The sequence below is a fragment of the Neobacillus sp. 19 genome (assembly GCF_049463095.1).
GTDB lineage: Bacteria > Bacillota > Bacilli > Bacillales > Cytobacillaceae > Neobacillus.
The window spans coordinates 116236-140526 of record NZ_JBMPZU010000029.1 but is presented as its reverse complement, the minus strand read 5'-3'; the positions used below and the strand labels follow the sequence as shown (position 1 = coordinate 140526).

Below are 24291 nucleotides of genomic sequence, written 5' to 3'. Positions count from 1 at the left end.
AGCTTCGTATGGAGAGGAGAATAAGATTATGAAAGAAAAAACAGTGATCGAAGAAGTAACACCGTATCAACAAAAGGAAATGAACCGCCGCACTTTTTTGCAGAAGACAACGATGGTTGTTGGTGCAGCTGTGGGGGCCACACTAGTAAACTCAATAACTGGTTTACCTGTCAGTGCCGTATCAAGTTCGTCGATAATGAATTCCAGTGGAAACAAGCCGGATTTGATCTTTCCGGTGATCAGTGATGTACATATAAAGGCAAGCAATAATCAAACATTGAACAAGTTTGTCACAACTTTAGAGCAATTAAATTTGGCTGCCCCAAGGCAAGATGCTTTTGTAGTAGTCGGAGATTTAACGGATAACGGCTACACACAGGAATATGATAAATTTTTCAATGCCTATAACACGAAAAAGCAGACACAGGCTGTTTCGATGTTTGCCATTGGCAATCATGATTACTGGAATGGCTTATCAGTTGCCAATGCGCAGCAACGGTTCCTTGAGAAAACGGGAATGGAATCGATTTATTTTCATAGAGTGATTAAAGGCTATCACTTTATTATTCTTGGTACGGAGGATGGACTAACAGAAGGAACTTTTTCGGAAAAGCAAATTGGCTGGCTGGGTGAAAAGCTTAGAGAAGCGGCTGCTGAGGATCCGCATAAACCGATTTTTGTTTTTCATCACCAGCCAATCATGGGAACCATCTATGGAAGCGAGTGGGGCTTTTCGAAAAATAGAGATCTCTTCTATGATACGTTAAAAGCTTATCCGCAAGTGATTTCTTTTTCCGGCCACACCCATTATCCGTTAGATGACCCGAGAATCATTCATCAAAAGGATTTTACTTCGATCGGGACCTCGACGGGGGCCTATTTATGGCTGGAAACAGGCAGGATTCAGGGGGAAGTTCCGGAAGGAGCAGATATCTTGAATCAGGCGCTAATAGTTGAGGTACACCATAACAAGGTATTGATTAAGCGCCGTGATATTCATAACAACGATTGGACGGGAGAGCCGTTTGAAATCAGCTATCCTGCTAAGCAAAATAAATTTACCTACACAGAAAATCGTGACAAAAAAGCACCTTACTTTACTCATGATGCGATGATATCTATCGTTCATGACGATACGGCAGCTGCGGGTCTCACGGTTATGCTCACTCAAGCAAAGGATAATCTGCTTGTCCATGATTATAAGCTAAAGGCTAAGAATATGGAGACAGGGCAGGTGGAGAAGGAAGTCCTCGCGTTTTCGGAATTTTATAAGGATCCGATTCCAAATCCTTTAACACTACAGGTCAATGGATTAAAATCCAATACTCTTTATGAGATAGAGGTATATGCTCTTGATGCATTTGCGAATCAAAGTCCAAACTCCTTGAAGGTATTGGGTAAAACCTCGCAAGGGCCTGCTATAACACTCTCCAAAACCGAGTTGAATGGAATCGAGGATAAAATGGATGTCGTTGTGGAAAATGTCAGGGTTGCGAATGGTGACTGGGTTGGTGTTTATGAAGTAAATGAAAATCCGGGAAACGTCGGCTCCATATGGTGGATGTATACGAAAGTAACGGATGGAACCTGTACATTCACGTTTGATCCCAAAAATAATTCTTACCCAGCCCGATATAAAGAAGGCGGAACCTATAAACTCATTTACTTCTATGGCAGCGGCTATGATGCTGTAGCTGAAACGACCTTTACAGTTAGAAGTAATTAATTCGAATGGAAAAGGACGGTACTCTTGCTTTCAATTTGGAAGTTAAAGTATCGTCCTTATTCGAATTTCCTGCATTAGAGGAGTTCAGTGGAAAATTCAATCCTATTTGTGCCCATCGAAGCCAAATTTTCATTGTAGCGGTCACAATTCCCCACATTTTTGCGCCAATGCCCAACTACAAAAAGCAGATGGGCTATTTCCTTTTACTGTATTGCCGGGATTTTTATTTTGACGGTAAATTCTTGGTCTTTGTAGACAAAGTCTAAAAAGCCGTGATGAGTATTCACGATATCTTGTATCACTTTTGTTCCTAGACCCTCATGCCCTTCTCCCTTTGTCGACTTACCGTAAACATGAAACAATCCATCCAGTATGGCAGTGGAAATGGCCGGGCTGTTATTTTTACAAATCAGCAAATATAGCCCGCTTCTTTTAAAAAATTGCAATGTGATGACTGCTTGTTCTTCTTGTTTCTTTTGCCAATCCTCGCTGGCATCAATGCTGTTTGATAACAGATTTCCGAGCAGCTGCACCATGGCGGTATCAGGGAGCGGTAAGGTTGAGACCGGCAGATCGAAGTCATAAACAATCGCAATTCCGGCTTTTTTGGCTCTTCGGTACATTTGATGCAAGATCCCGGCAACGATACCGCGTTCGCCTTTAATTGAAAGATTTGTTTCTTCATAGCCGTCGACTAAATCGTCCAGATAGGCTTTTGCCTCATCATTTTTTCCATTTTCCAGCATGAAGTGGATAGCCGAAACATGTTTAAGAAAATCATGGCGTTCACTGCGGACAATCCGAAATGTTTCATTAAAATGGGCTGATTGGTCCTTATAAAGATGATTCTCTTGGGTTAATTCAATTACTTTTCGTGAGCCTGTCAGCCTGATGATTTCAATCCCAACAAAGATGATTAACAACACGAGATATGCCCACGAAGGCTTAAAGGAAATATAAAGCACTGCAAGTAACAGTTGCAGAACAAATAGCACGGTGTTCCACTTTATGCCTAATACAGACACATAAAGGATGCTTTTTTTATAAAAACAATAGACTATGATGATGGAAAGCAAACAAGTTAAATAGATTGGGATTTTCCACGGCAGCATTAGCGTGAGCATGTAAAGATGTACCATACCCAGCACGGCTAACGCGGCCCAATATAAATTTTCCGGCTTCAATCGCTTCCCGCCTTTAAAAATAATTTTCTTGTAAAAATTCTACCTTTTCCTTCGTAATCATCGCTTGTTCCTCGATTTCTTCAAACGTCACGATATAAGAATTCTTCGCATAAAGGGAAAAGTTTTTTACATAGTGGATATTGATTATGAACGACCGGTGCGAGCGGATAAAATCGCGTTCCCGTAGTTCACCTTCTAGTTCGTTAAGAGTTTGATAGGTTTTGATTGATTCGGACTTTGTATAAATCGTGGAGGACCGGCCGGATCTTTCGATAAAAATAATATCCTTCTTCTGAATGATATGAATATCGTTTTTTTGTTTTAAATACAGCCTGCCGGCAATATCAGCCGACTTCGTTTTCTCCTTTAACCGCTCAATTGATTTTATTAAACGATCTTTCGGATAAGGTTTCATGATGTAATCATGAACATTCAATTCAAAGGCATGTACCGCATAGCCGCTATTGGCCGTTACGAAGATAACTGAAATACTCAGGGCATGTGAATGAATAATGTCAGCCAGTTCATAACCGGATAAACTTGGCATCTCGATATCGGCAATTAATAAATCAATGGTTTCCTTTTTTATTTGTTCATAGGCTTCCTCCGCGGAGGTAGTCGAAAAAACAATCTCTATGTCTGGTATTCCCGCGACAATCCCATTTAATTTATCTAAGTCTATATATCGATCATCCACGAGACCAACCTTCATCATCATTCGCCACACCTTTAATTAGAATCTTCTTTATTTTACCACTTTTATGGTGGATTTGGCATTTTCGCGACAGGAAATGGACGATTCACGACATAAGTGCAGATTTCCCTCAAGATTATTTGTATGATGACATCAAGAACAAGAACAGATGGGGTGGAACGAAATGATTGAAATCCATGAGGTAACAAAGAAATTTCAAGATAAAAAGAAATTTGTCACAGCACTGAAGAATGTTACTTTTTCTATAAAAGAAGGGCAGGTAGTCGGACTGCTTGGGGAGAATGGAGCTGGTAAAACAACGTTACTTCGAACGATTGCTACACTGCTGACGCCGACAGAAGGGTTGATAACCGTTGCTGGTCACGGCACGACTACGAGTCCAGATGAAGTGAAAAAAAGGATCGGGGTCCTATTTGGTGGTGAAACAGGGCTATATGACCGATTAACCGCATTAGAAAATCTAGAATACTTTGCCGCGCTTTATGGATTAAGCAAGCATGAAACAAAGGTACGCATTGATGATTTGTCACGGATGTTCGGCATGCGAGATTATCTCAATCGGAAAGTGGGCGGCTTCTCAAAAGGAATGCGCCAGAAGGTGGCGATTGCGAGAACACTGATTCATAATCCGGAGATTATTCTTTTTGATGAACCGACAACCGGGTTAGATATTACATCTTCCAATGTGTTCCGCCAGCTTGTTCATCAGCTGAAGCGTGAGGGTAAGACGATCATTTTTTCAAGCCATATTATGGAGGAAGTTTCGCTTTTGTGCGACTCCGTTGCGATGATGCATAAAGGTGAATTAGTCTATCATGGCAACCTTGAAGCATTATATCAGTCAGAGGGCAGCCGGGATTTAAATTATATCTTTATGAGCAAGCTTGTAAGGGGGAACGAACACTATGCTTCTTAAAATCTATTTAAAAGAAATAAAAGACTGCTTCCGCGACCGCAGAACACTATTACTGACCGTGCTGCTGCCAATCATCATGATGTCTGGATTAACCTTTTTCTATGAAAAATTAATTTCTGATGGGGAAGGTGAAAATTATAAACTTGCGGTAAATGATTCAGTTGGTCACGAGATAGAAGAGATTTTTGCAGGCTTTAAGAATATTGAACTTGTCAAAGCGGCAAATCCTGATGCGGTTTTGAAGGAGGGGAAAGTCCAGGCGGCGCTGATTCTTGACCCTAATTTTAACAGCCATATTGAAAATGGGGAAAAAGCAACTGTAACGATAATCGGAGATTCCTTTAGTCAAAAGTCATCTAATTTGCAGAGCATTGTCCAAAATGCACTTAGTTTTTATGAGAAGACGATTATTTCAGACCGGCTCCAGTCACAGGGAACCGATCCAAACGTAGTTGAGCCGTTTACAATTGAACAAAAGGAAATGTCAGATCAAAATCCCAATGCCAACTTGCTCGCTATGCTTATTCCATTAATGCTAGCTATTGCCATAGGGGTCGGATCGAGCCCTGCAGCAGCCGATCTATTTGCCGGCGAAAAAGAGAAGAAGACGATGGAAGCATTATTAATGACGCCGGTTAAGCGGTCATCACTAATGATCTCGAAATGGCTGACAATTGCCTCGGTCGGTTCAATTACTGGAATTATCACCTTAGTGGTAGTTGCATTAGAGATCAGTTTATTAACAGAGAATCTGAAAAAGTCTGTTTCCTTAGGAGATAACGCGGGTGTTATTATCACTTTAGCTGTGTTGGTTTCTATCTATGCGATGTTTACTGCATCTCTTCTCATGCTTACAAGTGTGATCGGTAAGACGGTAAAGGAGGCACAAAGCTACAGTACTCCAGTTATGATGCTCTCTATGTTCCCAGCGATGATTCTATCAGGTATCGGTGTAAACGAATTATCCTTTCAGCACTTTGCCATTCCAATCATGAACCTGTTCAGCCTGTTGAAAGAATTAGTTTTTGGCATAATCGATTATGAGCACATCCTCGTCGCACTCACAAGCAATTTGGCCAGCCTGATTATCATCTTTATTGTAGGGAGAATTTTATTTTTGAAAGATAAATGGGTAATGAACTAAGTAAATGGCACAGTCCTCTGCCACAGTAACGGGCGGGGGACTGTGCCTCTTCTATACATATTTATTAATCGATTTAATTTTTCCATCATCTCTTGGCTGTGGAGTTAGATTTTCATCTCCAGGCATCAGTCTCCATTTCTTTTTGACTACGATTCGAAGCCAGGTTCCAGGAATCCAGGAAGTAATAAGCGCTAACATAACAAGGATAGCAAAAAACTCCTGATTAATAATTCCTGCGGCGTAGGCAACGGAGGAAAGGACTATTCCGGGGCCTCCACGGTCATTGATCGCAACCCCTAAGTTAAAGCTGGTTAAACGATCCTGTTTAATCGTACGCGAGGTGATATAGACGGCCAATGTTTGTGTTAAGGTTGCAAATAAGAAATAGGCAAGGAAGAAAAGTGGGTTAAAGTGTCTGATAAGGTCTAATTGTAATCCCACCGTTGCAAAATAGATGGGGATAAACCAAGAGAAGGAAATATTGCTGACCCCTTGCTCCAGTCGGCCCGATAATGCTTTTGGCAAAGCAACATTCGCAATAATTCCTGCCAAAAGTGCACCGAAAATGGTTTCCACATGAAGAGTGCCGGCAAGTGATGCAAGCATAAACATGATAAACAAGAAATATCCAAGGTTAGAGGATCGAAATAACAGGTTTTGTTTAATGACGGTTAGTCGCTTAAAAAGAACATAACCTAAGATAAAGGTTCCGATAATAAATCCAAGCGATATCCCCACACTTTTCAGGGCTGTACTAACGGTGAAAGCACCCCCATTACTGGCAATGGCAGTGGCGAAACCAAGGGCAACCCAAAGCAGAATATCATGGAATCCTGCGCATGCAATCACTATCTTTGCAAACCTTGTATGCATAATGCCAAGATCGTTAAATATTTTGGAAATAACTGGAATAGAGGTAATCGCAATGGAAATAGCGATGACGATTTTTATGGCTAAAGGATTATTGGCCGTACCTAGATAAGGGGAAATATTAAAAATATCAGCAGCAAACCAGCCAACAATAAAGGCTGGAATGGTTGCACCGACTGCTAAAGCAGTGGTGATTTTGATATCCTCCTTATTAAATCTAGTTTGAAATTTTAGCCCCGAACAAAACATCAACATCAATAAACCAAATTGATATAATAACCCAAATAACTTTTCCTCTGTCGGAAAACCAAGAAACAGCCATTTAAACGCCTCGGGGAAAACATGTCCTAGTAAAGTAGGTCCAAGTACTAAGCCTGCAGCCACTTCCCCAATGACGCGGGGTATATAGATTCGTTCAGCTAAATATCCTAATAAATGTGCCATTGCGAGTAAACAACCCATTGCTAAGAGAAAATGACTTATTTCAGCGCTAGTCAAACTAAACAATTTTATGGTCAACTCCTAGTTAGATTAGTTTAAGGTATGCAGAAGTTGTCCTAAGGTAGTGGGCGAATGAAGGTTTGTCACAAAATGGGTTCATTTTCTATTTGTTCATTCGTTTGAAGCATTCGTAATCGCCCGATTGAATGATATTGATAATAATTAAAGATGAGCAATTGATAGCCCGAGCCATTCGGAAGATGGAAATTGTGGAAGAATTCTGTATCTGATTGATCTCCATACACAGTGACACTGTCAAAGTATTTTATCGAAGTACCTAATTTGCTCATTTTTACAATCGAGTATTTGATTGGCCATGAACGATCATGTGTAATTTGCGAACCAATGATGGTGACTGTATTATTTTTTATTGTAAACTTTGAACTTGAAAAAAAAGGCACCTCAATTCCCAAACCCCAATTTATATAGTCGTCTCCATTTTTGTTAATGTGATTGAACCATCTGTCCCGATACCATTCTTTAATTTTTTTAAGAATAAACCACGTGCTTATCCCATTTTTCATTCTCCTCCAACTAAAAATAGATATTACTGTATTAAGTGCATTCCGCATCTGTTATGTAACGGCTTTGTCCCAGTTTAAACGCCCATTTTTAGGACAAGGTGCATAGCAGCATTTTAAAAAAATGTTCATCGAGATGAATGAAGACTATTACTAATACACAAAATATAAAAAAATAAAAAGGAGTGGTAGAGATTGAAAAAGCTAATCTTATTGTTAGCGCTAGTAATTCCACTGGGGTATGGAGCCTATTTTCAGGGGGGTCTTGCCAAGGCAGCCCCGAAACAAACCCATATTTCTGAAAAGCAAGCAAAAGAAATTGCATTGGGTAAAGTAAAAGGGGAAGTTGTCATGGTTAAGCTGGAAGAGGATGATGGACGCCAATATTATGAGGTCATCATAAAAAAATCCGGTTCCATGTATGAAGTGGAAATTGACGCTAAGACTGGCCAAGTGATTGAGGTAGAACAGGAAGGATCACGCAATGGCGATGATCACGATGATCATGATGATGACCATGGAGATGATCATGATGATGATCACGGTGATGATTAAAAGAAATTAACAAAAAGTTGCATGTCACCTTTGATATGCAACTTTAGCTATTTATAAGAAAGGCGAAAGCGCCCTGTAGCTAGACATTTATCAAAGCCGAAACTTATAAATTCTTATATTTTAAAAAAGGAGCAGATTGATGATAAAAAAGTTTGTGGTTATTTTATTATGTTTCAGTTGCTATTTGACATATGAAATACCAGCTTTAGCGGAAGCGTCTACTAGTAAGGAAATAGAAGGAAATGAGGGAAAGACAAAGCCCAGTCCTGTTACTACTGAAAATACTAAAAAAGAGAATAAATCGGTTACAAAAGGGAAGTCGAAAAAGCAGAAAGTGGAAGATGACGATGACATTGAACTAAAACCAGAAAATTTGGAAGATGATCTGAACTGTACAAAGGATATGCAGTATACAGTAGAGCAAAAAAAGCGCCTTGACCAGATTTACCATCGTATTTATAAGGATTATCACGCTTTAATAGAAACGTATGCATGGGCTGGGGCTTTAACAGACGAGCAAGCAGCTGTTCGCCATAGCATGCTGAAGAACTACATACTGACCTTTGCCAAAAGAAACTATAAATGGTGCAGTGAGTGGGAAGAAGATGAGTGGGAGGAAGAATGGTATAATATTGACCGTGATTAAAGCACTTTTTCATGCCATATTAGCATTTCTTTATTACCCTTGGAATATAGTAGTAGAAAAAAAGAAGTGATAAATATGGTATATTTTGTTGTGGGCTTGGGAGGGGTTTTAGGTACTTTTGTGCGGTTTTTTTTAGATGATTTCCTTTCCCGAACCGTTCTTCCTCTCTCCTCAGGTATCTTACTTGTCAATCTTTCAGGCTGTTTTATGATTGGCTTTTTCTTATCATTGAACTCAGAGCGTTTTTCACCTGTAATAAGAATTGGTTTTGCCACAGGTTTTTTGGGTTCCTATACTACCTTTTCTACCTTTAGTGTGAAAGTGCTGGACTTATATAGAAATTGGGGACTTCAAACAAGCGCTATTTATACGCTTTTGACAATCATTGGCGGTTATTGTTTTGTTCATCTTGGACATGCCCTTGCAATGAAAATCGAGAAAGGGCCGTATTAAGTCATGATGAAATTTCTACTGATAATAGGTGCAGGAGGATTTTTCGGTGCCATTTCTCGTTTCTTCCTTAGCAATTTGTTCTCGAAGTGGACAGTCCTTTCGATTCCAACTGCTACATTTATGATTAATGTCTCAGGTTCCTTTACTCTAGGATTCATTTATGGCGCAAACTATTTTTCTGCGGATCAAATGAATTTTCTTTCGGTCGGTTTTCTAGCTTCATTTACGACCTTTTCCACCTTTAATTACGAGTTGCTGCAGCTTGAAAATGGAGGAAAATGTTCCCGCTTTTTTCTATACGGTGCTTCCATGTATGTGGCGTGTATTCTTGCTGCCCATTGGGGATATTTGTTCGGGAGCAGCTAGCAGATCAAATAAAGAAGAAAGGATTAGTCCTGATTTGGACTAATCCTTCTTCTTTATCACACTTATGTTAACGATTCTTTCCCTGTCGGAACGGTTTTCTCTCGTTCTTTCGGGATAATTAAATTTAGAATGACGACAGCAATCGCGCCAACCGCAGTTCCGGAAGAGAGAATATAGTTTGCAAAATCAGGAACGCTGTTTAAGATTTCTTTTGGAAGAACCATTGTTCCTACAGTCAAGAGGATTGGCACTCCGATTACCATCATATTACGGTCATCGATGACAACATGCTGAATGACTTTTAAACCGTTCATGACAATCGCCACACAGACAACCCCGAAGATCCCGTTAATGACAGGTTCTGGGACACATGTAATGATGGCCGATAGTTTAGGAATGAGTCCTAATGCGACCAAAATAATTCCTGCAGCGATAATCGCCATTCTGCTGGCAACCCCCGTAATCGCAATAATACCCGCATTAGAAGAATAACCTGTCATAGGTGTACCCCCGAAAAGAGATCCGACGAAACAGCCTAGACCTTCGCCGACAGATGCCCGGTTCAATCTTTTTTCATCTAGTTTACTGTCAGTAACGGTTGATACGACGAACCAAGTGCCTGTTGTTTCAATTAAGATTACCAAATAAATAAATACCATGGTTAAAATCGCTTGTAAATTAAATACTGGTTTTCCGAATGGGAAAAAGCTCGGAAACGAAATCCAAGATGCTTGTTTTACAGTAGAGAAATCAACGGTTCCAAATAGTGTTGCAGTAATCGTGCCAGCGATAATCGCCAGGATAACAGACACTAGGCGGAAAAATGTACCGTACCCCTTTGTTTTACGTCCAAGAAGAATACAGATGATTAATACCGCAGCGGAAACAAAGGCGATGATTACATTGTGCCCAACATTTCCAGGTGCGTGATAAATACTATTAAAAGCATTAGGCATTAATGAGATTCCGACAATGACGATGACCGTTCCTCCAACAAGCGGTGGAATAATTTTTTGTACGGCTTTAGCAAACCATTTTAATGGATACCCAATTAGTGCAATAATCAATGCCCCTGGAAGAAGACTGCCGAATACAGCACCTAATCCAAGCTTGCCGCCGATTGCTGCCAACGCACCAATTGGGACATAAGAGGGACCCTGAACAACGGGCAGCCGAAGACCGCCAATGGTTTGGATCAGTGTTGCCAGTCCAGCCGCTAAAAAACACATTTGAATGAAAAAGGTAGTATTCATCGAATCCAATGATAGTAAACCAGCAATGATGATTGGGGCGATATATAAATCCATCGCGAGAACATGCTGCATGCCAAGTAAAAAAGCCCTTCCCCAGCTGATTTTTTCATCGATGCCTACGGCAATGTTCGTGTTTTGCTCTTTTTGGACCACGTAATATTCTCCTCTACTTTAAATTTGTTTGAAACCATTAAACAATAAAAGAATGTAAGATTAGATAAAATAGCATTTTTCACTACAGTTATGTTAGAAACTTCACTTGAATTATAAATAATTATTTAGTGGTTGTAAACAGTAATTTACGTATAATTATATATTATTTTTATATAATGTTCGTGTTTTGGGTTGACTTTAACGGAAATGCTTCATAAAATATAAGTAATATTAGGAATTTGAAGGGATGGTATCGTAAAGATGATTTTGGAAGACAATGTTTTACGCAGTGACTGGATCGTTGCTTGTAAGATAGAGGATGTCAAAGAAGAGCCGTTGCAGGTAACGATTTTGGGAGAGCGGGTTGTTTTCTTCCGCAATGAAGAAGGAATACACGCCTTTAAGGATCTATGTATTCACCGAGGCGCGGCTTTATCTTTAGGCTGCGTAAAGGACGGAAATCTCGTTTGTCCTTACCATGGCTGGGAATATAATTCTGCCGGTACATGTACAAAAATACCGCAGCTCCCTGAAGGAAGATCGATTCCATTAAAAGCAAAGGCAATAAAGTATACATGCAGGGAAGCATATGGATTTGTGTGGATTAATCTAAACAACAATAACCCGGCATTCTTTGATTACCCTCAATATGCGGATGGTAATTATCGTACTGTCTTGTGGGGTCCGCAGGAGGTAAATGCTAATCCGCCAAGAATTGTCGAGAATTTCTTGGATGTCGGCCATCTTTCATTTATCCATGAAGGGTTTCTTGGGGTACAGGAACACCCTGTCATTGGAGATTACGATGTTCATATGGAAGGGGAACGGATTTTTTCAGATGAAATCGCCATTTTCCAGCCCGACCCGGATGGGTCCGGACAATCGAAGGATGTTTTTTATACCTATGAAATCGTTCGACCGCTGACCGTTCTTTTCACAAAAAGAGATCCGGATACGGAAAACAAGATGACCATCCTGCTAACCATCCTGCCAATTGCAGAACGCAAGTCGATTGCCTATGGAATTATGTCATTTAACTATGAGACGGGAACAAGCGACCAAGAAATCATCGAATTCCAGGATATGATTTTCGCCCAGGACAAGCCTATCGTTGAAAATCAGAAACCAGAGGACCTGCCGCTTGATTTACAGGTAGAACTATCATTGAAATGTGACCGGATGAGCATCGCCTATCGACAATATTTAAAAAAACTTGGCGTAACTCTAGGTACAGATTAAAAAAAACGGGTCAATCCCTCTTGCGTTAAAGCAATGAGTGATTGACCCGTTTTCTTATTCATATCTTAGAGCATCGATTGGGCTAAGCTTTGACGCCTTATTAGCCGGGAGGATTCCGAAGATGATCCCGATTAAAGCAGAAAAGCTGACGCCAATTAAGACGATTAAGGGACTGACCGTTGCCACAATTGGAGAGAATTGCGAAACTAAAATGGTTCCGATTGCCGCTAGTCCTATGCCAAGCAGTCCGCCTAAAGAGGTTAAGGTGATCGCCTCAATTAGAAATTGCAGAAGGATTTTCTTTCTTGTCGCTCCAATAGCTTTCCGAAGTCCTATTTCTCTCGTTCTTTCCGTTACGGAAACAAGCATAATATTCATCACGCCGATTCCGCCAACCAAGAGGGAGATTCCGGCGATACTGCCAATGAGTAAAGTCAGCAAGGAGATCATCGTGTTTAATTCTTTTTCATAATCCGCAAAGTCGTTTGTAGCGTATTTCCCATCTTCCAGTCCTTTTTGTTCTGTCAGAGTTTTAGCAGCCAGTTTCCCGGTTTCAGAAACCTTTTCAGGATCACTGGCAATCACTGATAATTGTTCGATTTCCCGGTTGCCGAACATCATCGATATCACCGCACGGGGCATAAGCATTTCACCGCCATCAGGATTTCGGTATTGTTCAGGGATTGGTGATTCATACACGCCTACGACCTTGTAGGGATTATCATTTAGGTCAATGATTTCACCAATCGGGTTTTCCTTTTCTTTGAAAAATTTCTTTCTTGCCACAGTGTCAATCAGGACAACCCGATTTAATCCATCATTATCTGCGGCATATAATGCGCGTCCTTCTACAACCTGAATACTTTTAGCAGAGAAGAATTCGGCTCCGACACCGGTAATTTGCATATCCCCCTGCTCATCATCCCGAATCATGGTTCCCCAGCCGTGGTTGATGGCAATGACAGCCTTCACACCTGGAACATTAGCAAGTGTTTGGACATCTTCCTGCGTCAATTCCGGCTCTTCCCAAAATGCTTCTGGTTCTCCTTCAGGCGGAACATATTCATAATACAAATCAATCGCATTTTTATCTGTACCGAACAATTCATCTGTCATTTGTTTTCTCGTACCCTGGCCAATCGCAACAATAATGATAACAGCGGCAACTCCGATAATAATCCCAAGCATGGTTAAGATCGACCGAACTTTATGATTCCAAATCGACGAAAGGGCAATTTTGAAACTCTCCAAGATGTTCATGGCGCTACCCTCCGGTCATCCGTAATCACGCCATCTTTCAGTGTAATGATTCGTTTGGCATAGGCGGCGATTTCCTCCTCGTGTGTCACGACAATAACTGTTTTTCCTTCTTCATTAAGCTGCATAAACAGCTTCATGATTTGTGCACTTGTTTTTGAATCAAGCGCACCAGTAGGCTCGTCAGCTAAAATGATCGTTGGATTGTTGACGAGGGCTCTAGCGATGGCGACACGCTGTTTCTGTCCGCCCAACAATTGATTGGGTAAATGCTTCATTCGATCTTCCAAGCCGACCTTAATCAGCATTTTTTTAGCCCTTTCTGTCCGTTCCCGTTTTGAAATACCTGCATAAACGAGAGGGGATGCGACGTTTTTGATGGCGTTGTCTCTTGGAAACATAAAGAATTGCTGGAAAACAAATCCGATATGTTCATTTCTTAACCGAGCCAGGACGCTCTCCTTTGCAGAGTCGACTTGACTGCCATTTAATTCGAATGTACCTGAAGTTGGATAATCTAAGAAGCCAATGATATTCATTAAGGTGGATTTCCCTGATCCAGATGGACCCATAATAGCGACAAACTCTCCATCCTCAATCGTTAAATCAATTCCATGAAGGACAGGAACCTCAAGAGCTCCCTTTCCATACACTTTTGTGATCTCACTCAACTTCATCAAATGAGGTCACTTCCATTCCATCATGCATTTGTTCGTTAGGTGTGATGACGACAAGTTCTCCTGATTTTACTCCTTCTGCCACCTCGATGAATTCATCATTCATCGCACCTGTTTTGACTTCCCGTCTTTCAAGCTTTCCATCTGCTAAAATATAAACAATTTTGATTCCGCCTTCGTCAACTAGTGCAGGATGTGGAACTACCAGTTTTTTGTCTGATCCGCCGACTTTAATTTCTAAGGAAACGTGGAAGCCCTGACGTAACTCAGAGGTATCATCAGTGATTGCGACCTTAAAAGGATACATCGTTACATTGCCGCCGGGTGCGCCTCCAAATTCTCCACCGCCGCCGCCTTCCTCATTTGGAAATTGTGAAACAGATTCAACGGCACCCTTCCATTCCCTGTCTTTATAAACCTTTGGACGGATAATAACCGGCTGTCCATTCTGGATCTTTACGGCATCAAATTCACTCATCGTACCAATGACTTTATATGGCTGGCTTGAAATGATATGAATAACAGGTTCCGCTGCCCCTGCTTCGGTTTTCGCCACGTTTTGATTGACCTTGACGATAATCCCATCCATCTTGCTGACAATTGTCATTTCTTTTTTCTGGGCATTCAGTTCTTTGATGCGGTCGTCTGCAGAGGCAATCTCTGCTTTTGTTCCCTCGTATCCCATCTCCAGCTGCACCTTTTCAGCAGTTAGCTGGTTTACATCTGTTCCGCCGCCTGCCTCATCGGTTGAAGGAGTGGCTGAATTCTTTTTCGCATTAGCGATGCGTTTCGCTAGATCGGCAATTTGGTTTTTTTCCGTGTTTCCTTTACTTTGTAGTAATTCCTTTTCACGAACAGCTCTTTTTAGCTCGTTTTCTATTTTTGAAGAATCATAGATTAGTAAGGGATCACCCGTTTTAACCATCTGGTTTTCTGTCACTTTATACTCGCTTATTTCTCCCTTATCCGGTTCCAAAAAGACCTTTTGCTCACTCTCAGGAACGATTTTTCCGGTAACTAGGATCGTTTCCGTCAATTCTTGTTCACTAGCTTTTTGAACGGTTATCCCCATTTCACCGGCTTCAGTTCCAGCAGGTTTTGCCTCGTTTTTGGTTATAAAATAGGCAGCTGTGCCTCCAATAACAAGCAATCCAACTATCGATACAACCCAAATCCAAACCTTTTTCTTCACAATATACCCCCGTCTAATCTATTATTTATCTCTATCATTTACTATAAATGAAATGGGGAATTTTTCAATTATTTTCTATTATTTACAACAGCGGGATCAAAAAATCGCTCATTTTACTATTGAGCGATTAACGAGAAGCTGCTTAATTAAAGAAAATACCTCTTTCTTGGTTTTAACGGATAGAAGAGGATGGATGGACAGGTAACGGTGATATCAGGGAAACCTTGTATTGTACGGATTGTCTGCTCATCTTCAAACGTTTGTAAATCTACCAGGCCGAGCGCGCCTGTTGTACAAGCCTCCACGCAAGCCGGAGCCATTCCGAGATCCTGTCTTGGGTAGCACATTTGGCATTTGCTGACCTTTCGCGTTACAGGATTAAATTGTGGTGCCTGATAGGGACAGGCTGTGACACATAACTGACAGCCTGTGCAAAGATTTTCATCAATTTGGACAATGCCATCTTTGCGCTTAGTGAATGCTCTTTCCGGACAGACACGGAAACATTCCGGGCTGTCGCAGTGATTACAAGAAATAGATAGATATAGTTCAGGTGCTGCTTTTTTAACCCTTCGCCATTGGATGCCGGCAGGGGTTTGATTTTCATTTTTGCAGGCAATTTCGCATGCTTTGCAATTGATACAATCATCCGCATTGAAAATGAATCCGGCCCGTTTATACATGCGTATCTCTCCGTTTCCTAATTTTCACTTTGCTGTCATAAAAGAACGTACTAGATCCACTTGCATCCTTATCTTCCTTTTGGGAGATTAATTGATTAATGGGGTTGCTTCCAGCCTGGGAGGATAGCACCACATTAGCCGGCAATGTTGGATTAATTTTAAGCGCCCCAGAGATGGACCCGTGTTCATTGTAAATCTCAATATTTGTATGATCTTCCATCCCATGTTCGTTCGCTGCACTTGTAGAGATTTCAATGATATTGTCAGTCTCTCTATGATCTAACCAAGATACCGATTCATATTGAGAATGGATTTTCAACAATGATTGCGGCGATAACAGTCTATAGGTTAATGGCTCCTGAGGGTCATCAGCTTGGAACTGCGCTTCAATTGCCGGAAGAAGTTTGAATTTCTCTGGATTCGGCTGAAAGTCATTTATTTCTATTTTTTGCTGCGGCCCTTCTAGTAAGTCCTCATAACTGGTAAGTCCATATTGTTGCATAATCTCCGGTGAAAGTTCTTCTTTTATCCAGTCAATTGGTTCTTTTTCAAAAGGAAAGTTAGAAAACTCTGGGGAGAGGTCATTCAGCTTTTTTGTCAATTCCCTGGCAATCTGTAAATCACTTTTTGCTTCGTAATAAGGAGGGATGGCTTTTTGGTTAAGGGCTAACCAATAATGCCAATACCCTACGTTTAAATCTTCTTCTTCAAAATGAGAGGCTGCCGGTAACACAATATCCGACTGTTTCGCCGTTTTGGTCAAATAAAGATCCACTGTCACGATGAGCTCTAATTGATTGAACAATTGCTGCCATGTATTAAGGTTTTGATCCTGCGTAATAATATTTCTTGACGCTACCCAAAGGAATTTAAGCGGCGGATCATTTAAAGCAAGTGCGTTTTTTGAAAAATTACTAATATCCACTTCTCTAGAGTCAGCAATGGTTGGATGAACAGGCCCTTGATGGTTAACAAGCCTTTGCGGGAAATGGTCGATATCAAAATGCATATAGTATAAACCGCCATTTGGAGATCGTAGATTATTTGTCATAGCCGCAAGACTGGTGATAGCACTGATACTATGGCCGCCTTTATCGTTACGTTGAAGCCCTAAGCCGTTCCAGGTGACCGCAGGTTTTGAATGGGTGTAAAGTTCAGCAAGTGCTTCCATTGCTTCCATTGGGACACCTGTTCGTTCTAATACATCAGAAAGATCAAGTTGATGTTGAATAAAGTTCTTATATTGGTCCCAGCCATTGGTTTGCTTCCGAATGGTTTCTTCGTCATTAATCCCTTTTTCGATGATGATTTTGGCGATTCCTAAAGCCAGCCATCCATCTGTTCCAGGTTTGATTTGGATATAGATATCCGCTTTTTCAGCCGTTCTCGTAAAAATAGGATCAATCACAACAAATTTTGCTCCGCTGCGCCTTGCTTCATAAATAAACTTCATCTGATGGACATTGGTTACGGCAGGATTCGCCCCCCAGATCACAATGAGGCTGGCATGTGCCATATCTTCGGGAACAGAGCTGTAGTTTTCTCCAATGGAATGATTAACGGCGAGTTTACCTGTTAAAGCACAAGGGTTGCCGGTAGGTTTTGTATGTGGACCCAAACTATTAAACATCCCCTCAACCGCATAGTGCAGGAATCCAAGATTTCCAGAGAATTTGTTGTAGCCGCTGGCAAGATTAGAACCATACCGCTGATTCAATTCAATGATTTTTCTAGCAATAATAGAATATGCTTCATCCCATGAAATTCTCTTCCAGTTTCCAGATCCTCTGGGACTTTGAATCATTGGGTACTTAAGCCTTTGTGTATTATAGATAAATTGGGTGGAGGCATATCCCTTGGCACAAAGTCTTCCCTTTGTAAACCCGTGTTTCGGATCCCCGGTCACTTTTATCAGCCGGCCATTTTTAACATGTGACAAGATGCCGCAAGTTCCATAGCAATTGCGCGGACAGGTGTTTCTGTATATACCGTCTTTCATTTTGTACAACCTTCATTCCTCATATTTTTCGCAGCTGTTTAATTTTGAAAGCTGCCAGAATATCTAAGCGAACGTGTAAGTCATCCAATTTCACTTGGAGAATATCTTCAATTCTTTTCACACGATAACGCAGTGTATTTCGATGAAGAAATGATTCTTTGGCCGTTTTACTCATATCAAATTGATTGGCAGCAAGAGCTTCAAGGGTTTCGATGAGGTTTCCATCATGGTGCTTATCGTGTTCAAGTAAACTTCCTAATGTATGGTGGTAATATTCCAGTAAATCTTGAAGATCATGTTTATATAAAATCCGTTCTAAGCCCAAATCTGTAAATAATGGTGTTGCAATATTCAATAAGATGCCTAATTCCAGCGCTACTTTTGCCTCTTGGTAACTTCTAAAGATGTCAGTGGGATTCATATACTTTTTCCCGATTCCACAAGCAATGGCAACTTCCGAGTTCATTTTTTTTGCCTTTTTTAGAATCGTCTCAGTAAAGGCTTCCAGCATAATTTTGTTTTCATTATGATGATCATCTGGCAGCGGAATCAGGGTGACCACCTGATTTTGTTTGGCCATGGCAATTGGTTTGAAATTTTGCAAAATCAACTCTTTTTCTACAACTTGCAACAGCATATTCACCATGTGCTTGTTCGTGAAAAAGTGATTTTCTTCTTTGTATGAAAATACGATGACAATGTGCGGGATACTAAAATCCCATCCCCAAATGTCCCCATATTCAATCACGTCTTTCTTTTGCTTGATGTTTCCATACAGCAGGTCAAAAAGAAAGGCTTCCTTAAATTTTTGTTTTTCTTGCCTGATTTCTAGATTTTTCTGCATTTGCACGGCACATAAAGAAGCAGCAAGCATAAGAGTATCTTCATACAGATCTGCCTCTAATGGCGAGTTGTTACTATATATAACGATATACCCTAGGTTTTTATTATGTGAGGTTATGGGACAAGCAAATCCAGTCTTTAAAGTGTGAATGGTTGAAATTTGGCAGCTGAAAACAGGAGTGGATGAATGAGACTCCTGCTGCTGATCTGGTATGATCACAATTTCATCGATTGCATCATTTCCTGTTGAACAAGAAAGAACCTGATAGAACGGATCCACCACTAGGACTGGAAGGGATAAAAGGGTGCAAAGCTTTTGAATAATCTGGTGAACCCCTTGGCTTGAAACGGTCAATAATTCCTGGACAAATTTTGGAATAGCAAATGAAGTGTGCATCAATTATTCACCTTCCTCCTATTTAAATGGTATCTACATTCATCTTAAAGCAAGCAGATGGTCTGAACAATAAATGTCACAGAATCGTTAAAGACTTTTGTATGCAGGGCACAAAAATAGCCGTGCTTATTCGTGTAGCATGGCCATATCAACTCAACAGCTAAAAAACTATAATAAAATCATAAAGTGAATGTGAAATCATTCACAAGCATCCAATACTGAAGAAAACTTGCCGATTGGCGAGCCGTTAAGGCGGAGATTAGGCGTAGTTGCACTTAAGACTGATAGGAAAGTTAACCTTTCTTATCGGCTGAAAAAATCCGAAAAGGAGGTTTGGTAAGATGAACAATCTTTCAAAAGACAATTTAAGGACAATAAACAATAAATCACTTGTTTCGTATGCGGACATTTACGCAAATATTGAAGCAGCAACCGTTGAACAGATTGAGTCTTTTGGATTGCCGCTTTCCAAAAGGGAGCACCATAATGCAGCAGTACACGAAACATTGCTTTCGATGGGCGCTATTTATCGGAATAACAACAAAAGTATTCTATCAAACAAACGGATTTCAAGTGCTTGTGAAGCCTGTGCAAAAGGGACTGGTAGTTATACCACCTTCGTATCGTTAAGATGCCACCGAGATTGCTATTTTTGCTTTAACAAGAATCAAGATGAATACAACTTTTATTTACAAAACAAGAAAAATGTAAATGGAGATTTAAAAAGTTTAGTAGAACAGGGTGTCAACTTGACACACATTGCGTTAACAGGAGGGGAGCCTCTGTTGCATAAGGGAAGAAGCGCTGGACTTTTTCCAACTTGCAGACGAACTAGTTCCTGATGCACATACAAGATTATATACAGCAGGAGATTTGCTTGATGAAGAAACTCTACAAGCATTGTCTGACACTCATTTAAATGAAATTCGCTTTAGTATCAAAATGGAGGACTCAGCACAAAAGAGAAAGCACATTCTTACGAAAATCGCTCTGGCTAAGAAATATATACCGGATGTAATGGTTGAAATGCCGGTTATTCCGGGAACCGGAGATGAAATGAAGTCTCTTTTGCTTGAACTCGACCGGCTTGATATTTTTGGTATTAATTTATTGGAATTCTGCTTTCCTCTTGGGAATGCACAGGCCTTCAGGGATAAGGGTTTAGAGCTTAAAAATCCACCATATGAAGTGTATTACAACTTTTGGTATGCGGGTGGATTGGCTGTGGCAGAAAGTGAAAAACTTTGCCTGGATCTCGTCAAATTTGCAATGGAGAAGAATCTCAAGCTGGGTGTTCATTACTGCTCATTGGAAAACAAATTTACCGGGCAAATCTATCAGCAAAACCATGATCAAATTTTAAATGAGACGTATCAATTTTCCCCACGGGATTATTATTTTAAGACAGCAAAGGTGTTTGGGAAGGACAAGGTAAAGGTAAAGAAAGTCTTAGAAAAAAAGTATGTGCCATTTACGATGAATGATCATTACAATTTTCTGCAATTCCCAATTGCGGCGATACCATTTTTGAAAAATAGAGAGGTTGATATTGTCATTTCATCCAATGTGGTCGAAATGGAGAGAAATGAGCAGGTCATCAGGGAAGTGCAGCTGGAATTAACCACACCTAATATGTTTGTTCTTGAAGAGGTTTGATCCTACTAGCAGAAAAGGAGCGATAATATGGAAACGGTAAAACAGTCGATTATGATCAAGGATCTAGTCAATATTTTCTATGCAAGGCAATTTGCATATGACATTTTAAGAAGATTCTTCATTGAGGAGCCGTCAAAGGAGTACATCAAAGAATTTATTCAAAGAAACATGATTGAACACTTCCCCTTCCAGGAAGAGGCGGATGGAATCAACGAAGGGGTGCAGGTGGTCAAACGGTATCTATCGAAACATGATCCTGTCCGTATTGACAGCCATTTCGAGGATTTGCATTGGGATTATACGAGGATGTTTATTGGGCCTTTTGAAGCACCAGCGCAGCCTTGGGAATCGGTCTATGTAAGGAAGGATAAGCTTTTGTTCCAGAAGACAACCATGGATGTAAGAAAGGTATACGAGAAATACGGCTTTCAAACATCAGATTTCAATGTTGAACCGGATGACCACGTTGGTCTGGAGCTTGATTTTGTCTATCGGCTAAACGAGTTTTGCATTCGGGCAAGTGATGAAAAAAAGTCTGATGTGTGCAGAGAAATTAATCATTTGCTTAAAGAACAGCAGCGATTCATTGATGAACATTTGCTGGCATTTATTCCTCAATTCGCTGGAAAGGTCATTGCACATGCCGAAACAGGTTTTTTTAAAGGGCTTGCAACAATCTTGGAACATTTTATCCAAATGGATTCAGAAGTTCTACAAGAACTATTGAAGATAGAGATTGTTAAGGACAAATAGATAAGGAGGGTTATTAAGATGGATCTATTGAATAAAATTAGAGATTTTAAGTTAACGAGAAGGTCGTTCATTGGCTGGACTTCCGCCGCCGCCGCCACAATGGCAGTACCCGTTTCCCGAGGTCTTGTCGCTAAAGCAGAAGGAAACATTGGAACTGATGATCCCAGTGGAGAGGGAGTATGGAAAACCGCAGCTTGCTGGCACAACTGTGGCAGCAGGTGCTTAAATAAAGTACTTGTCAAAGATGGTGTTGTGATTCGGCAAAAAACAGATGATACACATGCAGATTCGCCGGATTTCCCGCAACAACGCGGTTGTTTACGGGGACGGTCACAACGGCATCAAGTCTTTAATGCAGATCGTTTAAAATACCCAATGAAACGGAAAAATTGGCAGCCTGGCGGAGGCAAGAAGGAGCTCCGTGGAAAGGATCAATGGGTTCGGATTTCTTGGGAAGAAGCAATTGAACATATCGCCTCAGAAACGAAAAGAATTAGTAGTAAATATGGAAACGAATCTATTTGGGTGACAGGCGGAAGTGAAATGGGGAAGGCGATGTCAACCGTGGGTGGTTATACTGCCAGTACGGGAACCATCTCATGGGGCGCATGGCTTTATACGTATGAGATGCTTGGTGTCGGTGAAGGCCTTTATGTCCAGGGGATTAATGACCGTGTGGATTTAAGGAATTCTCAACTGATTGTCCTATGGGGAGCTAATCCTGCTTGGAGCACGATGGGAAGTGCCACCTATAACTATTTGCAGGCTAAAAAGGCCGGGGCACGTTTTATCACCATTGACCCTCTTTATACGGACTCAGCTAATGTCTTTGGGGCTGAATGGATACCTGTACGCCCAGGCACAGACCATGCTCTGGCACTTGGTATTATGCATACCTTACTCGAAGAAGATGATCCGACAACGAATCCGCTTGTGAAATGGGATTTTTTAAATAAATATACGGTTGGTTTTGATGCTGAGCATATGCCGGCAGGAGTGGATCAAAAGGAAAACTTCAAGGATTATCTTTTAGGAACATATGACAATCAGCCAAAAACTGCTGAGTGGGCAGCAGAAATATGTGGTGTGAAAGCAAGTACAATCCGTTATCTTGCAAGAGAAATTGGCGGTACTGAAAGAGTCGCCCTATTGACGGGATGGGCACCGGCAAGGATTAATAACGGCGAAGGCTGGGTACAGGCATTCTCCACACTCGGTATGATGACAGGACATATGGGAAGTTCCGGAAATATGACTGGTGTCAGCTGCTGGGAATATGCCGGGAATAATGGTCCGGCACTATTAACGTCCGGGGGCAAAGGATTACCTGATATTCCGAATCCGATTACAAATGTGATTAATGAAAATCAAATCTTTGATGCAGTTTTGAAAGGGAAGTATTTGCAAAAAGGTGAAGGTGAAAGAAACGTAAACATTCAATTTATTTATCATGGATATAACGCTGTCCTTCAAACACGAAGCAATATTATGAGAGGAATTGAAGCACACCGAAAAGTTGAATTTGTTGTCACAAACGCTTATGCCTTGACAACAACGGCTAAGTATTCAGATATTGTTCTCCCAGTAACAACTGAGTGGGAAAGAGATGGATCTGTTACAGGCGGCAATCGTGAAATATTAATTGCCTGGTCTAAAATCGTTGAACCATTATACGAGGCGAAAAGTGATCAAGAGATTGCTAAATTATTGATTAAGAAACTTGGAAAGAACCCTGAAGAAGTATACCCAATTAGTGAAAAACAACAATTTTTCAATCAGCTTGCCGGAAGCATGGTGGTAAAAGAAAACGGAAAGGACTTCGAACCACTTTGTACTATTACGGCGAAAGGCATTCAAGAGTGGGGTGTAAAAGGAACACCACAGCAAGGTCGTATCGGGTTGCAGAAGTTTTTAGATGCAGGTATTTATCAGGTTCCAAGGAAAAAAGGCGATAATTTAGGCTATATTGCTTATAAGGATTTTATTGATGATCCTGTAAAGAACCCTGTATCAAGCGAGAGTGGGAAGTTTGAAATTTATTGTAAAGCGATGAATGAAGCATCCAAGAAAGCTTTTACCGAAATTTCTCCAATACCTAAATATGAACCAAGGGCGGAAGGCTATGAATCTACTTTTTCAGATTGGAAAAAGAAGAGAAAAGGAAAGTTTCCATATCAGGTCTTTAACCCACATTACTTACGCCGCTCGCACAGCACCTTTGACAATGTACCACAGCTCAGGGAAGTATGGCCAAATCCAGTCTATATAAGTCGTGCGGACGCAGATGAATTGGGGATCAAAACAGGTGAGACGGTGATGCTTGCCAATGAATATGGAAAGACACTCCGGCCGGCACTTGTGGTCGAGACACTAATGCCAGGAACAGTTGCCCTGCCGCATGGAGCCTGGGTAGATCTGGACGAGAAGGATGAAGTGGACCGTGCTGGTGCAGATAATATGCTAGTGGGATTTGTCCCAACAGGACTGGGTACTTCCGGATATAATACGGCTCGATGCAATATTGAAAAATGGAATGGTACACCACTTGAAGAAGATTACAAATGGGATCAGCGGATTATCAAATTTTAACAG

General features: G+C 40.9%; 23 protein-coding genes. 12 read left to right on the top strand and 11 right to left on the bottom strand.

All coding sequences use genetic code 11. The features are described from left to right. Positions 1-28: 28 nt before the first annotated feature. Positions 29-1726, top strand: a complete 1698-nt coding sequence (locus ACO1D1_RS07285; RefSeq protein ID WP_423335432.1) for a metallophosphoesterase family protein — start codon at positions 29-31, stop codon at positions 1724-1726. 203 nt (positions 1727-1929) lie between these two features. Here the strand turns inward: ACO1D1_RS07285 and ACO1D1_RS07280 are convergent, their stop codons facing one another. Then, entirely contained in the window at positions 1930-2910 is a 981-nt protein-coding gene (locus ACO1D1_RS07280) for a sensor histidine kinase (RefSeq protein ID WP_423335431.1), read from the bottom strand. Positions 2911-2923: 13 nt separating this feature from the next. Next, a complete protein-coding gene (locus ACO1D1_RS07275) occupies positions 2924-3625 on the bottom strand; it encodes a LytR/AlgR family response regulator transcription factor (protein WP_423335451.1) in 702 nt (233 codons plus the stop codon). A gap of 163 nt (positions 3626-3788) precedes the next feature. Here ACO1D1_RS07275 and ACO1D1_RS07270 point away from each other — a divergent pair, with 163 nt between their 5' ends. Then, positions 3789-4541 (top strand): ATP-binding cassette domain-containing protein, encoded by a 753-nt coding sequence (locus ACO1D1_RS07270; protein WP_423335430.1) that lies wholly within the window; start codon positions 3789-3791, stop codon positions 4539-4541. Beyond that, complete coding sequence (locus tag ACO1D1_RS07265; RefSeq protein ID WP_423335429.1) at positions 4531-5685, top strand: ABC transporter permease; 1155 nt, start codon at positions 4531-4533, stop codon at positions 5683-5685. Before ACO1D1_RS07270 ends, ACO1D1_RS07265 begins: the two co-directional genes overlap by 11 nt. A 51-nt stretch (positions 5686-5736) precedes the next feature. Here the strand turns inward: ACO1D1_RS07265 and ACO1D1_RS07260 are convergent, their stop codons facing one another. After that, positions 5737-7062: a cation:proton antiporter gene (locus ACO1D1_RS07260; protein WP_423335428.1), complete on the bottom strand. Its 1326-nt coding sequence runs from the start codon at positions 7060-7062 to the stop codon at positions 5737-5739. A 77-nt stretch (positions 7063-7139) separates the two neighbouring features. Beyond that, positions 7140-7580, bottom strand: a complete 441-nt coding sequence (locus ACO1D1_RS07255; protein ID WP_423335427.1) for a hypothetical protein — start codon at positions 7578-7580, stop codon at positions 7140-7142. Positions 7581-7772: 192 nt separating this feature from the next. On the opposite strand from ACO1D1_RS07255, the gene ACO1D1_RS07250 reads away from it, so the two are divergent. The 4 genes from ACO1D1_RS07250 to ACO1D1_RS07235 all read left to right on the top strand — a co-directional run bounded on the left by ACO1D1_RS07250 (position 7773) and on the right by ACO1D1_RS07235 (position 9597). Continuing rightward, a complete protein-coding gene (locus tag ACO1D1_RS07250; RefSeq protein ID WP_149868451.1) occupies positions 7773-8132 on the top strand; it encodes a PepSY domain-containing protein in 360 nt (119 codons plus the stop codon). A gap of 139 nt (positions 8133-8271) precedes the next feature. Further along, positions 8272-8778 (top strand): DUF2680 domain-containing protein, encoded by a 507-nt coding sequence (locus tag ACO1D1_RS07245; protein ID WP_190284795.1) that lies wholly within the window; start codon positions 8272-8274, stop codon positions 8776-8778. A gap of 75 nt (positions 8779-8853) precedes the next feature. Beyond that, the gene (gene crcB, locus ACO1D1_RS07240) at positions 8854-9231 is read left to right on the top strand and encodes a fluoride efflux transporter CrcB (protein WP_423335426.1); all 378 of its coding nucleotides are present in this window, start codon (positions 8854-8856) and stop codon (positions 9229-9231) included. 3 nt (positions 9232-9234) lie between these two features. Continuing rightward, positions 9235-9597, top strand: coding sequence for a fluoride efflux transporter FluC (locus ACO1D1_RS07235; RefSeq protein WP_423335425.1), 363 nt, complete (start codon positions 9235-9237; stop codon positions 9595-9597). A 62-nt stretch (positions 9598-9659) separates the two neighbouring features. On the opposite strand, the gene ACO1D1_RS07230 is transcribed toward ACO1D1_RS07235, so the two are convergent. Next, a complete protein-coding gene (locus ACO1D1_RS07230) occupies positions 9660-11003 on the bottom strand; it encodes a uracil-xanthine permease family protein (protein ID WP_149868454.1) in 1344 nt (447 codons plus the stop codon). Positions 11004-11264: 261 nt separating this feature from the next. On the opposite strand from ACO1D1_RS07230, the gene ACO1D1_RS07225 reads away from it, so the two are divergent. Beyond that, complete coding sequence (locus ACO1D1_RS07225) at positions 11265-12242, top strand: Rieske 2Fe-2S domain-containing protein (RefSeq protein WP_423335424.1); 978 nt, start codon at positions 11265-11267, stop codon at positions 12240-12242. 54 nt (positions 12243-12296) lie between these two features. Here ACO1D1_RS07225 and ACO1D1_RS07220 read toward each other — a convergent pair whose 3' ends face one another. From ACO1D1_RS07220 to ACO1D1_RS07195, 6 genes are all read right to left on the bottom strand, one after another. Continuing rightward, on the bottom strand, positions 12297-13502 hold the full coding sequence (locus ACO1D1_RS07220) for an ABC transporter permease (protein WP_423335423.1): 1206 nt from the start codon (positions 13500-13502) through the stop codon (positions 12297-12299). After that, the gene (locus ACO1D1_RS07215) at positions 13499-14179 is read right to left on the bottom strand and encodes an ABC transporter ATP-binding protein (protein ID WP_423335422.1); all 681 of its coding nucleotides are present in this window, start codon (positions 14177-14179) and stop codon (positions 13499-13501) included. The genes ACO1D1_RS07220 and ACO1D1_RS07215 overlap by 4 nt, the downstream gene beginning before the upstream one ends. Next, entirely contained in the window at positions 14163-15368 is a 1206-nt protein-coding gene (locus ACO1D1_RS07210) for an efflux RND transporter periplasmic adaptor subunit (protein WP_423335421.1), read from the bottom strand. Before ACO1D1_RS07210 ends, ACO1D1_RS07215 begins: the two co-directional genes overlap by 17 nt. Positions 15369-15514: 146 nt before the next feature. After that, positions 15515-16051 (bottom strand): 4Fe-4S dicluster domain-containing protein, encoded by a 537-nt coding sequence (locus tag ACO1D1_RS07205; RefSeq protein ID WP_149868459.1) that lies wholly within the window; start codon positions 16049-16051, stop codon positions 15515-15517. Next, positions 16044-18050, bottom strand: a complete 2007-nt coding sequence (locus ACO1D1_RS07200) for a molybdopterin-dependent oxidoreductase (protein ID WP_423335420.1) — start codon at positions 18048-18050, stop codon at positions 16044-16046. Before ACO1D1_RS07200 ends, ACO1D1_RS07205 begins: the two co-directional genes overlap by 8 nt. Positions 18051-18069: 19 nt before the next feature. Continuing rightward, on the bottom strand, positions 18070-19290 hold the full coding sequence (locus ACO1D1_RS07195; protein WP_423335419.1) for a PucR family transcriptional regulator: 1221 nt from the start codon (positions 19288-19290) through the stop codon (positions 18070-18072). Positions 19291-19631: 341 nt separating this feature from the next. Here ACO1D1_RS07195 and ACO1D1_RS07190 point away from each other — a divergent pair, with 341 nt between their 5' ends. From ACO1D1_RS07190 to ACO1D1_RS07175, 4 genes are read left to right on the top strand one after another with little or no spacing between them, the layout of a single operon-like run. Further along, positions 19632-20132 (top strand): 4Fe-4S cluster-binding domain-containing protein, encoded by a 501-nt coding sequence (locus ACO1D1_RS07190; RefSeq protein ID WP_423335418.1) that lies wholly within the window; start codon positions 19632-19634, stop codon positions 20130-20132. Between the two features lie 31 nt (positions 20133-20163). Next, positions 20164-20946, top strand: coding sequence for a hypothetical protein (locus ACO1D1_RS07185; RefSeq protein WP_423335417.1), 783 nt, complete (start codon positions 20164-20166; stop codon positions 20944-20946). Positions 20947-20973: 27 nt separating this feature from the next. Beyond that, complete coding sequence (locus ACO1D1_RS07180) at positions 20974-21699, top strand: TorD/DmsD family molecular chaperone (protein ID WP_423335416.1); 726 nt, start codon at positions 20974-20976, stop codon at positions 21697-21699. An 18-nt stretch (positions 21700-21717) separates the two neighbouring features. Beyond that, the gene (locus ACO1D1_RS07175; RefSeq protein ID WP_423335415.1) at positions 21718-24288 is read left to right on the top strand and encodes a molybdopterin-dependent oxidoreductase; all 2571 of its coding nucleotides are present in this window, start codon (positions 21718-21720) and stop codon (positions 24286-24288) included. Positions 24289-24291: the final 3 nt, after the last annotated feature.